Here is a 14,989-nt window from a genome sequence, read left to right on the forward strand (position 1 = left end):
CCGCAATACTCAACATGCTGCATCCCCCGCTGAGCCTGACGACGGCCGGGGTTACCTGGCGCGAAGGTGTTAGCGAAATGTCTTTGTCCAACTAGCGCAAACAGGTCAGATCCGAAGCGTGTGTAGTGTCCGAGTCCAAGCAGTCGCCCCAGAACTGGTCAGCGGAAACCAAATTCGCCGTGGTTCTTGAAGCCGCCGGCTTGTCCGAGATCGAGCTGGGGGAGGATTGCCGACGTAGAGGCCTGTACTGTAGTGGTCTAATGAAACCGGACACCCATTTAGGCGAGAATGCTCGCCAGATAGAGGTGTCTGATGACCAAGCAACGTCGTTCCTTTTCCGCTGAGTTCAAACGCGAGGCCGCAGGCCTCGTGCTCGATCAAGGCTATAGCCATACCGAAGCCAGCCGCTCGCTTGGGGTGGTCGAGTCCGCGTTGCGCCGCTGGGTTAACCAACTCCAGCAGGAGCGCAACGGCGTGACTCCGCAGAGCAAAGCGCTGACGCCTGAGCAGCAGAAAATCCAAGAACTGGAAGCGCGCATTGCTCGCCTTGAGCGGGAGAAATCCATTTTAAAAAAGGCTACCGCGCTCTTGATGTCGGAAGAGCACGAGCGCACACGCTGATTGATCAGTTAAGCGCCCAGGAGCCAGTCGATTGGCTTTGCGCAGTCTTTGACATCACTCGCTCGTGTTACTACGCCCACCGCCTCAGACGCCGAACTCCGGACGTTGAGCGGCTTCGGTTGCGCAGTCGGGTCAATGAACTGTTTACGCAAAGCCGAAGCGCCGCCGGTAGCCGCAGCATCGTGTCGATGATGCAGGAAGACGGCGAGCAAATCGGGCGATTCAAGGTGCGTGGTCTGATGCGGGAACTGAAGTTAGTCAGCAAACAACCTGGATCACATGCCTACAAACAAGCGACGGTCGAGCGGCCTGACATTCCGAACATTTTGAATCGAGAGTTTGAAGTGCCGGCACCCAATCAGGTCTGGTGTGGCGATATCACCTACGTCTGGGCTCAAGGGAAATGGCATTACCTGGCGGTTGTTCTGGATCTCTACGCGCGCCGAATTGTGGGCTGGGCGCTGTCGAATAAACCAGACGCTGAGTTGGTGATCAAGGCGTTGGACATGGCTTATGAACAGCGTGGCAGGCCTCAAGGGCTGCTGTTTCACTCAGATCAGGGTTCGCAATATGGCAGCCGTCAGTTTCGCCAACGGCTCTGGCGCTACCGCATTCGCCAGAGCATGAGCCGTCGTGGAAACTGTTGGGATAATGCGCCGATGGAGCGTGTATTTCGCAGCTTGAAAACTGAATGGATACCGACCGTGGGCTACATGACAGCTCAAGAAGCGCACCGCGACATCAGTCATTACCTGATGCATCGATACAACTGGATTAGACCGCACCAATTCAACAACGGACTGGCCCCAGCTCAGGCCGAGAAAAAACTTAACGTCGTGTCCGGGATTAGTTGACCACTACAGTACCCAGAACAGATCACCGCATGGCTGCAGTCTTTTATTAGTGGTCAACCCTCTAAAAAGGCCAACAAAAAGACGACCAGGTATGACTCACCCACATAGGTAACAAAACAGTTCAAGCACATAGGTAACAGTTTTTAACTGGCACTGGTCGATTCCGAGGATCTGACCATGCCTTGGCGAGAGCTGAAACCTATGGGCCTGAAAGTGATGTTCATTGCCGACTATCTGTCTGGTCGACTCAATTTCAGTCAACTCTGTGCGGCTCACAGCATCAGTCGAAAAACCGGCTACAAGTGGGTGGCCCGCTACAACGCGGACAGTGTTAACGGCTTGGCGGAGTGCAGTCGCAAGCAGCATTCCCAAGCTCAGGCCGTGCCGTTTGCGGTGAAAGAGGCCATTCTTGAGCTACGCGGCCAAGGGCAAACCACGCCGGGCCCGAAAAAGATTCAGACAGCCCTAAGTGAGCGGTTTCCAGATCAGCCGCCACCCTCCAAGACGACGATCTACAACGTCCTTAAAAAGGCGGGTTTGGTGGCGCCACGGCGGTTACGTCAGCGTGTCGCCATCTATCCCAAACCACTTCAGAAAGCTGATCTTCCCAGCCAGCTGTGGAGTGCCGATTACAAAGGCCAATACCTGACGGGAGACGGTGTCTGGTGTTACCCCTTGACGGTGATGGATCACGCCAGTCGCTTTCTACTGGCGTGTGAAAGCATGCCGAGCACGACGTTCAAAGACGCCAAGGCCACCTTTGAGCGGTTATTTAAGATGTATGGAATGCCCGAGCGGATCCGTACGGACAACGGTGTTCCTTTCGCCAGCGATGGGCGTGCTGGGTTATCGCAGTTGTCCATCTGGTGGGCCCGCCTGGGCATCATTCACGAAAGGATTCAACCTGGTCGACCCGAGCAAAACGGACGGCATGAGCGCATGCACCGCACGCTTAAAAGTACATTGCCAAGGCCGCCGGAAATTGAGTGGGAAGCCCAGCAGAAGCATTTTGATCTGTACATGCAGCACTATAATCATGAGCGTCTTCATGAGGCTTTGGGGCAGAAAACACCGAGCTCATGCTACACAGGTTCCTCACGACCATTTCCGGAAAAACTGCCGGAGATGAGATACCCAAGCCATGTTGAAGCCTACCGAACGGACTCCAACGGGGTGGTGAACAAAGGAAGGCTCAGAATCTATGTCGGCTATGTCCTCAAACACCAAATAATCGGATTAGAGAGCATCAGCGAGGGTGTTTGGGACATCATCTTTGGGCCGGTAGTACTGGGCCGTGTTGATGAAAGAGACGCTAAAGATGCCTATCTGACGCTCAAAGTAATCAGAAATAAGTGATCAGGTGTTACCTATGTGCCTGAACTTTTCTGTTACCTATGTGGTTGATGAACGAGCCCCATGAAAGACAGGACACCGTTTCCCCCTTACGATAAGGGATAGGCAAACGGTTATGTTTATGACTAACAGCAACTATAAGAGTGGGGAGCTTTTGGGTCAGGAGCGGCGGCGCCGCTGGAGCCCAGAGCAAAAGCTGGCCATGGTTCGCGAGAGCCTTGAGCCAGGGCAAAGTGTGTCGGTCGTCGCTCGGCGCAACGGCATCAATGCCAATCAGCTGTTCCTGTGGCGCAAGCTGTATCAGGACGGCAGCCTGTCGGCAGTCAGCGCCGGTGAAGCCGTGGTGCCGGCCTCTGAGCTGAGCGATGCGCTCAAGCAGATCCGTGAACTGCAACGGATGCTGGGCAAGAAAACGATGGAAGCAGAAATCCTCAAAGAGGCCGTGGAGATCGCCCAGTCGCGAAAATGGATTGCGCACTCACCCTTGTTGCCGGGGGACGACCAGTGAAGCTGGTCAGCGAATGTCTCGGTGTGGCGCGCTCGCAATTAACGGTTCGAATCAAGCAATCGGTATCGCCCAAAGCACGGCGAATCAGACCTGTGAACGACGCTGAGCTGGTAGTTGAAATCCAGCGACAGGTCAGTGAGCTGCCCAGCTATGGCTACCGTCGAGTCTGGGGATTGCTGCGTCGCGCCCGTGAAAGCCAGTCGCTACCCGCGATCAACGTGAAGCGGGTTTACCGGGTGATGCGTGATCACAACCTGCTGCTTGAACGCCGGATCAAACAACCCGGCGTGCCGCGTCGACACGAAGGCCGTATTGCGGTGCAAACCAGCGATACACGTTGGTGCTCGGACGGCTTTGAGTTCCGTTGCGAGGACGGCGCCAAACTGAGCGTAACCTTCGCCCTGGACTGCTGTGATCGCGAAGCCATCGGCTGGGTCGCAAGCCCGACCGGGTACAGCGGCGATGATATCCGCGACCTGATGCTGGAAAGCGTGGAAAAGCGCTTCGGTGATCAACTGCCCGCCACACCGGTGCAATGGCTCAGCGACAACGGCTCGGCGTACACCGCCGAACAGACACGCCTGTTTGCTCGGCAGATTGGCTTGCAGCCGGTGACCACTCCAGTGCGCAGTCCACAGAGCAACGGCATGGCCGAGAGCTTCGTAAAGACAATCAAGCGTGATTACGTAGCGCATATGCCCAAGCCGGATCGAGAAACGGCGCTGCGTAACCTGGCAATTGCCTTCGAGCATTACAATGAGCAGCATCCGCACAGCGCTTTGAACTATCGCTCACCGAGGGAGTTCAGGCGCTTGGCAGCGGCATCAATTTAACGGGGAGTTGGTGTCCGGTTTTGTAGGGGCAAGTCCAGTTGATCCCTTCAACCACGAACAAACCCGCAAAGACAAGGAACACATCCAGGAACTTGAGCGTGATCTGCGCCGCAAAGATAAGGCGCTGGCTGAAACCGTAGCGTTGCTGGTGCTGCGAAAAAAGCTCAACGACTAGTGGGGACGACAACGAGGGCAACTGACGTCTTTGCCAGAACGGCAGTTGCTCGTGGATTGGCAGGTCGAAGCTGTGGCGTCTGGAGCCGGAAAGTCATGTCGTGTCAGGTAGTGGGCCTTTCGCTAAGAACCTTGCGGCGCTGGACTGAGACTGATGCGATTCGAGGCGATGCCCGAACCATCACGGTGCGACCCACACCGCGTAATGCGTTGAGCGAGTTCGGACGCCAAGCGATCGTGACGTTGTGCAGTAGCGCTGAGTACGCCCATTTTCCGCCTGACCAGATCGTGCCACGTCTGGCCGACCAAGCACGTTATCCGGTCTTGGAAGCGACGTTTTATCGAGTACTGCGAGCAAGTAGGCCAACAGCAGCACCGGGGCCGTGTTCACGGCCTCAACGCTATGCAGCACCGACGACGCATGCTACACAAGGCCCCAACCAGCTCTGGTCGTGGGACATCACGTACCTGACATCGCCGGTGCGTGGCAAGCACTACTTCCTATTTGATCGAAGATATTTACAGCCGCAAGGCCGTGGCATGGAGGTTTGCTAAGAATGAAACGGTGAGAAAGCAGTAGCGCTGCTGCAATGCAGCGTGATCGGCAAACAATGTTTACGCGAGCCGCTGGTTCTGCACTCTGACAATGGCGCGCCGATGAAATCGATGACGCTGTTAAGCAAAATGCATGAATTGGGCATTAACCCGTCACGTGGACGCCCGTAAGTGAGCAACGACAATCCTTACTCAGAGTCGCTGTTTAGAACGCTAAAATACTGCCTACTGTGGCCGCAGAACGGGTTTGCAGGTTTGGACACTGCACGAAGTTAGGTGAGGGCTTCATACGATGGTACAACCGCGAGCATTGGCATAGCCGAATCCGCTTCGTGATACCCGGTGAGCGACACCGAGGGCTGGATCATCAGATCCAGACCCGCAGTCATGAATTATACGGGCGGGCCAGGGAAATGAACCCGGAACGCCGGTCAGGTTAGAACTGAGACTAGGAGACGATAGGCACTGTGCTACTGAGCCCGGATCGGGAACAGCAACACGATAAAAAGCAGCATAGTTAAACGTTGACGCGACAACTACCTTGAAAACACCGGCCCAAAGCAACTGCGAACAGAATTAGGCAGCCAGCGTAGCGGCGCATCGTTCTACCCAGGGATTTTAAAGAAAACGACTAAGCCATCCGCTCGCTCAAAAGTCGGGCCTGCGCCGAAAGCCGCAGTCAAGTCATCGACAATGGCGGCTCCATGGTCGGTAAATCCCCTCCGGTCAACATATACGCCCACAAACCCAAGCTGCTTTATGGCAGTAATCTGATCTGAAATACTCTTCTTTGATAGTGCGCGATAGTACAAGTCGCCTTCACGCCCCTGCATGCCGCCGGAACTCCAGCGCAATGTGTCCGAATTGATGAATCCGGTAAGTGGCTGATACGCGCTCATTTGCGCCATTGGCGCAGACTCCGGAAAGGCGATATAAGGGAGTTGATAGATCGCCGAGCCAGGGGGCAGAGACGATTCCAACTGCTGGATGAACTGTTGATCCATCGCGGCGTTCGCTCGACCAATCGCCACCGTCGAAGCATACGAGGTAGGTGTTTGATCCAGCAGGCCAAACACGGCAATTGCCATGGCAAAGAGGGTTCCCACGAGCGCGGAACGGTTGATACGGCTACACCCATTCAATAGCAAAGCAAAAGTAAGGATAGAGCCGAAGGCGATGAAGATGCTCGCCCGGTCCCACGCCCTGATCATCGGAGAGATGAACATCGCGAAGACCACATTGAAACCGCCGACTGCCGAAGCCAGCAGCAGAGCAAGTACAACCAGAGATACCATTGCGATGCGCGGTTCTACTTTACGCCCAATCAGTGCGGCACAGACGGCAAGCAGAGCGGCAAGGAACCCCACTGAACCAACGATTCCGAGTCCTGCGGTCGTGTTGGCTAGCGGGAACGTGACATTATAATTTGTCGTGAACGTGCCCATTGCCGTGACCCGGTGTTGTGGTTGGGGCAGCAGCAAATGAACCAACTTCAGTGCATACACTTCGCTTTCTATTGGTACGCGAGCGGCCACCTCCGGATTTATGCCGTGCTCAGCTCGGTAGATCACGTTCGGCAACATATTCGCCAACAGGCCAAGCACTATGGCGCCGCATACGAGCAAAGCGTTCACGGCTGGGCGAATGCGTCCAATGCGAGCCGCCCCAGCAATGCCCGATACCATCAGCACAATCACGCCAAAAAACGCGTAGTAGACACCGAATGAACTCAGTGCGGCAATCACGAGCACGAACGCCAGAAGGCGCGACGGCCGGTGTAGGCCCCAATGGGTCTTCCCGTGAAGAAATAGGCTTTTGCCATAGTAGAAAAACAGGGGAATGCTGAAATACCATGTGTAAAGATCGTGCCCATATAACAGGCGCGACATGTGAAATGGCATAAATGCGAATAGCACAGCCGCCATTGCGCTGTAAGTTTTCCGTACCCCAAAGGACCGGATAACCACGAACGCAACCGAAAAAATAACAGGAAAACTTAGCAGGAAATAAAGGTCAACGGCGGAAAAAAACGAATGCGTAAGATTGCCGAGAAGCTTGTATATTAACAAGCTACCAGAATCCGAGTTGGGGTAATCGTAAAGCTCGGAACCAAAAGGGAAGCCGTTACGCGGGTTTTCGAAGAACCATCCTTCAATCGCACGTTTTCCTGTCCATTGGGAAAGCAGCGCGTCTCCCGCGAAAACGTATGGCAGATTAATCGACGGAATCAATCCCCCCGGCCACCCCATCAACAGGACACTAGCGAACTCGAAAGAAAAAATCGCACCTAAAGCCAGCCACTTCCAGTCGGACTTAGCCTGTCGTAGCAACCCTTGGCCGTGTTCGTCTGGCGTTGCCACTGGTTCCCGCTCTGTTTTAATGCCCATCTCCCCCCACCTCACTCCTGTTTAAACGGCGCGATAATCCCACAATATGTAGTGTTCGGCCAGATCGCGGTAACTGGGGTTGATGTCCGGCTCGTAGCGGTGTGCCTTGATGACGCCGCTACGCAGATGGTCCGGGACCAGGATTTGCGATGTCCCGCCGAGAAAAGCGAAGCACCGAGTGTGCGATCCGAGCCAGTTGGGAAGTTTTTGTGACCGGGTGGCCTCCGCGAAGGTGTAGCTGGAAGCGTCCAGCACGGCGACGAAGATCTGCGCCTGACGTATCTCGCTGGTACGCGGGTCGATGAGCGCCACCGTGGTGTCTTCGGGAATCGGCGCGCTCAAGCGACAGGCGTGCGGATTGGCGCATGGGCGTAATTTCATAGAGCGCTTCTTCCGTGGCTAGACCGCTCTGGGAGAACCAATTTTACAACAGATGGATACGCAGCATGGTTGTATGCGTCTGACCAAGTCATCTATCCATCCCCGCAAAGCCAAGATATGGTGTGCGCTCAAATTTAAGTGGGTACCAGTTCTAGCCTTTTAAGCGGGTATCTCACGCAGTCAAAACGCCGTTCCTATTCCAAATCCTTCAAGGCCCAGGTCATTCAAGAGTGCGCGCAGCCCGGCGCGTCGATTGCCAGCGTCGCACTGAGCTATAGCCTCAACGCAAACTCGTCCACAAATGGATTCGGCTGCAAACGCCGATAAGCACGGCGCTGCAACCTAAATTTATTAAGATGCCCATTCGGCTGACTGGACCAAATTCGCAAGCTACATCGTCGATTATTCGCGTTGAGATTCAGCACTCGTGCGGCACCGTCAAAGTGAACTAGCCAACTGAAAATGCTGCTGCCTGCGCGACCTTTCTTCGAGACCTTCTGTGATCATTCGTATCGATTCTATCTGGCTCGCTACTGAGCGGATGGACATGCGCGCAGACACTAAAACAGCGTTAGCTTAAGTGATTGCGGTGTTCGGAGCGGCACAGCCGCACTGTGCTTATCTGTTTGCCAGCTGCCACGCCAATCGCATGAAAGTTCTGCTGCATGGCGGCTTCGGAATATGGCTGGCGGCGCGCCGGTTGAACCAGGGCAAGTTTCACTGGCCCGGCATTTGCCATTGTTCTGAAATGGAACTGGATACCGAGCAACTTCAGGCATTGGTGCTGGGTCTGCTATGGCAACGCGCAGGTTCGAGAGGCTCGATCACACTGCGCTAACGGCTGCCACTAGCCCATCGACCTATCGTCGCAAATTGTCTGCTCTGGCAAAATCGACACTATGACTTCGCCCCCCAATCTCGCCCTCCTGACTCCTGAACAACTACGCCGCCCCACGGCTTTACCGTCGAATGCATAACTCAGTCATGTCGCAGTACTAATTGTTTTTAGTCGATTAAAAAAACCTGCAACTGTATTATTTACCCCAGACATTGCTGCGGCCCCACCGCCGTAACGATTGGTGGCAGGCAAACCAATTGCCCGAGTATCGGGGGTGAGGCAAGCTGCCACTTTCAAATTGACTAAAGAATTTGACGACACACAGGCTTCATTTCACGCGAATTCGGCCCTGACCGACGAGTCGGAAAAATCAGCTTCTCCCTGGAAATCCCGTTTATACCACCACACCCGATGCAACTATCGTTGCGTAGATATGTTCAAGATTGCTTTCCATAAAATCAAATCACCCAACCAAACTCAAGATGGCTTGAAAATCAAGCCGCAAACGGAGTATCCAAGCTTGCCAGTAATCGTTCTCGGGCTCTGCGTTGTTCTGTTGGCCGTGCGACTTACCATCGGTATCGACCTTTCCGACGAGTCCTACTACGCGACCTTTATAGACGGCTGGCTAAAGACGGGTATAGAGCACGATCGCAATCTCATGCTCCATCAGACCGCAGACTTTCTGGTGTACCCGCTCGCTCTGGCTTTTCGTGCTGTAAATGCGGGCTCAGACGGCCTGGTCCTCTTCCTCCGGATGGTGTACCTGGTAATCGCGGCCCTCGCGTCGACAGCTTTATATTGCGCCATGGCACCAAGCTACGGCCGGCGGATGGGTACCCTAGTAGCAGTGTGTGCGCTCCTCTTCGTGCCGTTTGGATTGCCCGCACCTTCTTACAACACTATTGGCATGTATTCTCTTTTGTCGGCATTAGCGCTGTTTGCGATGCACTTCAGTCAAGACGCCACGTCGACTGGCCGACGCCGTGGGTTACCGATATCGCTTTCGCTTTCGCTGTCGGCGATTGGCTGGGTCTTCGCCTGTGTGGCCTACCCGACAATGCTGGCACCGCTTGTTTTGCTGCTCGCGCTCAGTTTTTTAGTTCTTAAAACGAAGATCCATCGAGGCCTCATGCTGCGTTACGTAATCGCATGCATCTTGACGCTCGGTGTCGGTATCATTGCCTTGGGCATTACTTTTGGTCCATCCCGATTGCTCGATATGGTGCAGTTCACCAATGCGCTCAATGGCGTTTCGGGAGGGCTTCCACGTAAAGCGCAATTTGCCGCATCGATACTCTCTGCTCATCCGCGCTACGCAATTCTTCTTGCTTGCGCTGTGGCACTCGCATTCTTCCGTGGACTGTCGATGCATGGTCGCAACCAGCAACGAATCACGGCCATTGCACTTATAGCAATCGTCTTCGGAGTGATGACGACTGATAGTCCAGCACTCTTCATGCGATCACATGACCTGGTGCTGATTCTTTCCATCACTGGGATAGGTCAAGCACTTCGGGCGCTACGGGCACCCAACGCCGATCAGGGAATACGCGCCTTTGGCATCATTTATCTGGTGAGTTTTGCGGCAGGCGTTACCACCATGATTACGGCCTTCAACGGACCATTCAATTTCCCGATTGGTGGCTTGCTCTCGGCATGCCTGGCATTGATACCCTTCGAATCGAGAACACTCAACTCGTCGCAGGCGTCGTTGTCGTCAAGTCATGAAAGGCAGCCGGACACTATGAGCTTAGTGGCTGGCTTGGTCGTATGCTGTGCAATCGGATGGTCAACCTTCACTTTTTACTACGGGCAGATCATTACGCCTTTTCACACAATGACTCTCGTTCGTGAGGGCGCCTTTAAAGGCCTCCGGACTGATGCTGAGCAAGCATCGTTCATTGGCGAATTGACTCGCGCCATCAACTCTCAGCACTATTGCGGAACTCAGATGGCGGTTCTTGGTACGGGGCCAGGCTTCTACTTATTAGGCGACTTTGCACCCTCTGCTCTTTCGACATGGAACCCCACGGGTGACGCTAACCCCGCCACGATTGCAACCGCGGCATTTTATAGCAATCAGAGGAATCGCCCAGACGTTCTGGTTGTGAATAACTGGCAATGGGCGACGCCACTTTCCAGCTACGATCACACACTTCTCAGCCAGTACTCGATTGCAACGCGAGTGACGGTGGGTGTACGCGACGCGACGGTTTATCGCCGCAAAGATTGTGTGCCAGAGGGGCCAGCAGTGGGTGACTGAGCGAATTCTCAGCGCAATGGCGGGCTAGGTCGATGTAAATTGGTGGACATGTCTGAACTATTCCCCACATCTCGACGAGGAATTGCTTGCTACGGATTGGCTTGCGTCTGCCCTTGAGCCTCACGGATAACTAAACCTCTTCACCAGCGTCAACTCACACACCGCCCGCATCGGCACAACAAACGTTTCAATATTCTCTCTCGGCGTCCCTTCATCGGTGATCACTGTCACCTGGGTCGTCGTCAGCGGCTAAACAGGAGTAAGCGTCCGGGCAAACGGTCTTGCGCGACTAAGCCGCGTCGGCAGGCGGGTCAGCACATTCTTCAGATGGGCATACGAATCATGCCAATTGTTACGTGCCGACCGAATCAAACTCATGATCGCGGCGGCGCGCTTGCCGCTGCATAGCGACTCTGTAAAGAGCCAGTTCTTACGCCCCAGCGCCCAAGGCCGTATCTGGTTCTCACACCAATTATTATCAATGGGCACAGTCCCGTCATCGAGGTAGCGCGACAGCGCCGCCCAGCGTTTCAGGCTGTAATCCAGCGCTTTGCCAATGGCCGAACCGTTATGCACGATATCGCGTTGAGCGATCATCCAGGTATGCAAGACATCAATTATCGGCGCCGCCTTTTCTTGCGGTATTCGGCGGCGTAAGTCCGGTTCCGGATCCTTGATTTCACCCTTGATCTCATACAGCGCCTGGATCTAACGCATGGCCTGTTTAGCCAGTGCGCTCTTGTGGGTCGCATGCAGTTCGAAGAATTTGCGCCGGGCATGGGCCATACAGCTGATTTCAGTCACGACTAGTTCGAAGCTGTCCTTGTAACCGCCGAAATCATCGCAAACCAGCTTGCCCTTCCAGTCTTGCAGGAAGTTACGCGCATGTTCGTCGGCGCGACTTTGGCTGAAGTCGTAAACCACTGCCGAGGTTTCGCAAAACGGGCTGGGGGCGTAAGCCCAGAGGTGAGAGCGGTGGTTTTTTTTGTGCCCGGCATGAGCATCTGCACCGGCGTTTTATCAACGTGAACGACCTGCTGCTGCATATCGTAGGCGCCGATCCACTGAGCAAGCGTCGAACGCGGGATAGCCAAGCCTGCGTGGTCAAACACGGCTTCCTGACGGTACAGCGGCAGATGGTCGGCAAACTTCGCGTTCATGACGTGGGCCAACAAACCAGCGGTCTAGATGCCCTTGTCGATCACCTGCGCTGGGACCTGGATCAGTGATTCGCAAATGTCGCAGATCCACTTGGCACGAATATGGCGCTCGACGGCGAACACACCAAGTGTGTAATGGTGTTTCTCGCTGACATTTTCACCGATGCGCTTAAGTGCACAGCCAAAGGTGCAGTCCATGTTGTCCGGCTCGTGATGGATCAGCGTGCGGGGAAACTCAGGGGGTAAGGCGCGACGTTTGGGTTGCTGCTTTTTCTGGGCGGGCGCCGGAGTAACTTGTAGAGACTCATATTCCGCTTCGATGGCGGTGATATCGGTATCGATCAGGTCATCGAGCAAACTGGTCTGTTCGGGGCTCATTTGCTCGCTACGCTTGGCGAACTTGAAGCGCTTGAGCTGGGCGATCTCGTGGCTGAGTATTTCAATCAGCGTCTTGTTGTGATGGATCTTCTAATTCATGGCCTGAACGGTCTTGCCCATCGTCTCGACTTGTCCGTCGAGCGCCGAGACACGTTGCAGCAACTGCGTAGCCAGCGCGCGCAGTTTTTTCGGGGGTTCAGTTGGTTGAGGTAGGGGATCGAAGTCATACCGCCGATCCTGTCAGATCAGCGTAAACACGATGATGGGCTTATCGGACAATTGCGCTGCCGGATAGCGAATAGATAAGTACAGTGCGGTTACGCTGCACCGAACACCGAAATCACGCGGGCCGCACGCATGTCCATCGGCTCAGTGGCGAGTCAGATGGCATCAATCTGGATCACCGCAACAGCTCTCGAAGAAAACTTGCGCAGGTGGCTGCGCTGTCTACTGGCCAAGTCATTTTGACGGGCGTACGCGGGTATTGGATTTCAAGGCAAATACTGGTGGGGACAGGGTGCGATCTAGCGTCGAGCATTTGGGGATGCAGCTCGATGAACGCTGGCTGTAGAGCCGTGGTTTTCTGATTGTGCAGCCGAATCCATTTGTGGATGAGGTAGCTATTGAGGCTGTGGCGCAAGGCGATGTTTACGGTGGAAGCGTCGGGTTCAGAGCACTTCTGAACGACCTGGGCTTTGAAGGATTTACTGTAGGTGAGGAGCTGAGGGTGCAAGAGGTATCCGCTTGATGGGCCAGAAATAGTGTCCACTTTATGGACACCATGGCCTTCGGCGGTGGCGTCAGGAAAATGTGTTATTCGGACGCATACAAATGCGCTGGAAGTGGAACGGCATGGATGTGAAAAGTAAAGCGCCTACAATTGAAAAGGTGCGCGAGACGCCAAAGGCACTGATGACGCAGAAGGAGGAGATGAAGGCAGTTGGGAAGCTAAACAAGAAAAGTAAGTTTATTGCAGCAAAGCTGCTGCCGGACAGCAAAAAATGCTTTGATGATTAGATTGGTGCCGAAGTCAGAACCTGGAAAATCAATAAGGTTTTAACCAAAAGGGTATCCACTTCTGGCGTTATTAATGAGCCATCCTTTTGAAGCGCTTTTAGCCATTCATGCATGGAAAAGACTATCACGCACGATATGCGTACGGGTAAGAAGCGTTGGGCCATAACCCTCCCGTCCAGCCAGTAAGCAAAGTACTTGCGAGAAAGAAGGATATGGCATCGCACTGAAAGTGCTAACTTTCAGTTTTTCATTAGTAATACTTTAAGTGTTTTTAGTGGCAATTCCGAATTTAAGACAGCTTTTCAAATGGTGCACTTTTTGATGTCACGATTGTCGGTCATCCATAAATTCAATCAAAGTTTACACGTTCAGACTCAACCACCAACGGCATGTTGCGCATTTGGGTATGTACCGATCCCAGGTATTCCCCCAGCATGCCCAAAAACAATATCTGTACCGAGCTGAAGAAGAATAGAGAAATCAGCATGGGGGCGATGCCCACTTGGAATGAGTTCCAGAACAGCAGTTTGGCCACAAGAAACCCGAATGCGATCAACAGACTGAGTCCAGCCAGCAGCCCGCCGCCCATGACCATGAGACGCAATGGCACCTTCGAGTGATTGGTTATGCCAAGCATGGCGATGTCGTATAGCGTGTAGAAGTTGTTTTTGGTGATTCCTCGCTGCCGTCTTGGTTGCTTGAACGGCACTGTGGCGATCGGGAAACCGATTTCACAGAGCAGTCCGCGGAAATACGGATAGGGGTCATCGATTTGCTTCAGGATATCCAGCACAACCCGGTCAAATAGGCCGGCACCGGTAGCATTCTGCACCAGCGGCACTTCGGAAATACGCGTAACGAACCGATAATATGCGCGCCGCACCAGGAACATCAGGCGCGATTCCTCGCTCTCCGGCTTGACCGCCATCACTGTCTTGAAGCCTTCTTCCCACTTCTTGACGAACTCTTCGATCATCTCCGGCGGGTCTTGCAGGTCGGAAGCGATCAGCACGGCGGCGTCCCCACGGGCCTGCAGTAGGGCATGGTATGGCGAACGGATGTGGCCAAAGTTGCGGGCATTGAAAATCAGCTTGATCCGTTTGTCTTGCGCAGCCAGGGCGCGCAGTTTGGCGTGGCTATTATCAGTGGAGCAGTTGTCAATGAAAATGTGTTCGTAGTCATAGTCAAGGCGGGACATCACCTCGACGATGCGCTGGTACAGCTCATCAATGTTGGCTTCTTCGTTGTAGCAGGGTGTCACTATGCTGATAAGCTTACGCATAATTGAAAACGAACCTGTTATTAATGACGAATGAAAGTAAGGCCATTGGCACGATCAAGGCCATGCCAGCCAAGTAAGGGTCGACGCCCAGTAATTTGAGCGCCGCAATGCCTGCCACATTGGCGCCATAGACGACGCCATAGCCGGCAATGAATCTGAAGATCAGTTTGTTGTTCTTCGAACCGAATACAAGGGCGCCGGTGCTTTTGAAATTGAAGGCAATGCCTAAAATTGTGGCGAGCAGCAACGCCGCACTGTAGTGCAGCCCGAGATAGAGAAAGCCGGCAAAACAGCCGTAACCGAACGCCGCGTTCATCACCCCCACCAGCAGGAATCTGAACAATTTTACTTGTAGAAGTCTGCGCAGCATGTAGGGTGCCTT

The 14,989-nt window shown here is 54.1% G+C and carries 11 protein-coding genes and 6 pseudogenes; 9 read left to right on the top strand and 8 right to left on the bottom strand.

From position 1 onward, the window contains the following. Positions 1–14 precede the first annotated feature (14 nt). The 5 genes and pseudogenes from ABTV22_RS08330 to ABTV22_RS08350 all read left to right on the top strand — a co-directional run. A pseudogene (locus ABTV22_RS08330) lies at positions 15–248 on the top strand (IS3 family transposase); the annotation flags it as partial. Positions 249–312: 64 nt separating this feature from the next. Further along, a protein-coding gene (locus tag ABTV22_RS08335; RefSeq protein ID WP_433738812.1) for an IS3 family transposase occupies positions 313–1,475 on the top strand; the annotation gives its coding sequence in 2 pieces (ribosomal slippage) (positions 313–568 and positions 568–1,475; 1,164 coding nt in all). A 177-nt stretch (positions 1,476–1,652) separates the two neighbouring features. Next, the gene (locus ABTV22_RS08340; RefSeq protein ID WP_433739400.1) at positions 1,653–2,831 is read left to right on the top strand and encodes an integrase core domain-containing protein; all 1,179 of its coding nucleotides are present in this window, start codon (positions 1,653–1,655) and stop codon (positions 2,829–2,831) included. Between the two features lie 118 nt (positions 2,832–2,949). After that, positions 2,950–4,169 (top strand): IS3 family transposase gene (locus ABTV22_RS08345; protein WP_433735520.1). Its coding sequence is split into 2 segments (ribosomal slippage): positions 2,950–3,295 and positions 3,295–4,169, totalling 1,221 coding nucleotides; the frame shifts between segments, so codons are not numbered across the junction. Beyond that, positions 4,156–5,419 (top strand): annotated as a pseudogene (locus tag ABTV22_RS08350) (DDE-type integrase/transposase/recombinase); the annotation flags it as partial. The gene ABTV22_RS08345 and the pseudogene ABTV22_RS08350, both read left to right, overlap by 14 nt. An 84-nt stretch (positions 5,420–5,503) precedes the next feature. On the opposite strand, the gene ABTV22_RS08355 reads toward ABTV22_RS08350, so the two are convergent. The 3 genes and pseudogenes from ABTV22_RS08355 to ABTV22_RS08365 form a co-directional block, all read right to left on the bottom strand. Then, positions 5,504–7,285 (bottom strand): DUF7024 domain-containing protein, encoded by a 1,782-nt coding sequence (locus ABTV22_RS08355; RefSeq protein WP_433739401.1) that lies wholly within the window; start codon positions 7,283–7,285, stop codon positions 5,504–5,506. A 48-nt stretch (positions 7,286–7,333) separates the two neighbouring features. Continuing rightward, positions 7,334–7,600 (bottom strand): annotated as a pseudogene (locus tag ABTV22_RS08360) (IS21 family transposase); the annotation flags it as partial. Then, positions 7,595–7,736: pseudogene (locus tag ABTV22_RS08365) on the bottom strand (IS5/IS1182 family transposase); the annotation flags it as partial. The pseudogenes ABTV22_RS08365 and ABTV22_RS08360, both read right to left, overlap by 6 nt. Before the next feature lie 68 nt (positions 7,737–7,804). Here ABTV22_RS08365 and ABTV22_RS08370 point away from each other — a divergent pair. The 3 genes from ABTV22_RS08370 (at position 7,805) to ABTV22_RS08380 (ending at position 10,770) form a co-directional block, all read left to right on the top strand. After that, positions 7,805–7,993, top strand: a complete 189-nt coding sequence (locus ABTV22_RS08370; RefSeq protein ID WP_433739402.1) for a transposase — start codon at positions 7,805–7,807, stop codon at positions 7,991–7,993. 322 nt (positions 7,994–8,315) lie between these two features. Further along, positions 8,316–8,504, top strand: coding sequence for an IS66 family insertion sequence element accessory protein TnpB (gene tnpB, locus ABTV22_RS08375; protein ID WP_433739403.1), 189 nt, complete (start codon positions 8,316–8,318; stop codon positions 8,502–8,504). 274 nt (positions 8,505–8,778) lie between these two features. Beyond that, positions 8,779–10,770: a hypothetical protein gene (locus tag ABTV22_RS08380; RefSeq protein ID WP_433739404.1), complete on the top strand. Its 1,992-nt coding sequence runs from the start codon at positions 8,779–8,781 to the stop codon at positions 10,768–10,770. Positions 10,771–10,890: 120 nt separating this feature from the next. On the opposite strand, the pseudogene ABTV22_RS08385 reads toward ABTV22_RS08380, so the two are convergent. The 3 genes and pseudogenes from ABTV22_RS08385 to ABTV22_RS08395 form a co-directional block, all read right to left on the bottom strand. After that, positions 10,891–11,019 (bottom strand): annotated as a pseudogene (locus ABTV22_RS08385) (DUF2135 domain-containing protein); the annotation flags it as partial. Continuing rightward, positions 11,020–12,535 (bottom strand): annotated as a pseudogene (tnpC, locus tag ABTV22_RS08390) (IS66 family transposase). It abuts the pseudogene before it with no gap. Between the two features lie 173 nt (positions 12,536–12,708). Continuing rightward, entirely contained in the window at positions 12,709–13,077 is a 369-nt protein-coding gene (locus ABTV22_RS08395; protein WP_433739405.1) for a transposase, read from the bottom strand. Between the two features lie 62 nt (positions 13,078–13,139). Between ABTV22_RS08395 and ABTV22_RS08400 the strand changes: the two genes are divergently transcribed. Then, complete coding sequence (locus tag ABTV22_RS08400; RefSeq protein ID WP_433739406.1) at positions 13,140–13,325, top strand: hypothetical protein; 186 nt, start codon at positions 13,140–13,142, stop codon at positions 13,323–13,325. Positions 13,326–13,674: 349 nt separating this feature from the next. On the opposite strand, the gene ABTV22_RS08405 is transcribed toward ABTV22_RS08400, so the two are convergent. Next, positions 13,675–14,607: a glycosyltransferase family 2 protein gene (locus ABTV22_RS08405; protein ID WP_433739407.1), complete on the bottom strand. Its 933-nt coding sequence runs from the start codon at positions 14,605–14,607 to the stop codon at positions 13,675–13,677. Next, positions 14,600–14,977 (bottom strand): GtrA family protein, encoded by a 378-nt coding sequence (locus ABTV22_RS08410; RefSeq protein WP_433739408.1) that lies wholly within the window; start codon positions 14,975–14,977, stop codon positions 14,600–14,602. Before ABTV22_RS08410 ends, ABTV22_RS08405 begins: the two co-directional genes overlap by 8 nt. Between the last annotated feature and the right edge of the window lie 12 nt (positions 14,978–14,989).

The organism is Pseudomonas putida, from assembly GCF_050990305.1.
GTDB lineage: Bacteria > Pseudomonadota > Gammaproteobacteria > Pseudomonadales > Pseudomonadaceae > Aquipseudomonas > Aquipseudomonas putida_AH.

Excerpts from the sequence above, each read along its gene's own strand:
- ABTV22_RS08340 (WP_433739400.1), top strand. The coding sequence starts at position 1,653 with ATGCCTTGGCGAGAGCTGAAACCTATGGGCCTGAAAGTGATGTTCATT.
- ABTV22_RS08355 (WP_433739401.1), bottom strand. The coding sequence starts at position 7,285 with ATGGGCATTAAAACAGAGCGGGAACCAGTGGCAACGCCAGACGAACAC.
- tnpB (WP_433739403.1), top strand. The coding sequence starts at position 8,316 with ATGAAAGTTCTGCTGCATGGCGGCTTCGGAATATGGCTGGCGGCGCGC.
- ABTV22_RS08400 (WP_433739406.1), top strand. The coding sequence starts at position 13,140 with ATGCGCTGGAAGTGGAACGGCATGGATGTGAAAAGTAAAGCGCCTACA.
- ABTV22_RS08405 (WP_433739407.1), bottom strand. The coding sequence starts at position 14,607 with ATGCGTAAGCTTATCAGCATAGTGACACCCTGCTACAACGAAGAAGCC.
- ABTV22_RS08410 (WP_433739408.1), bottom strand. The coding sequence starts at position 14,977 with ATGCTGCGCAGACTTCTACAAGTAAAATTGTTCAGATTCCTGCTGGTG.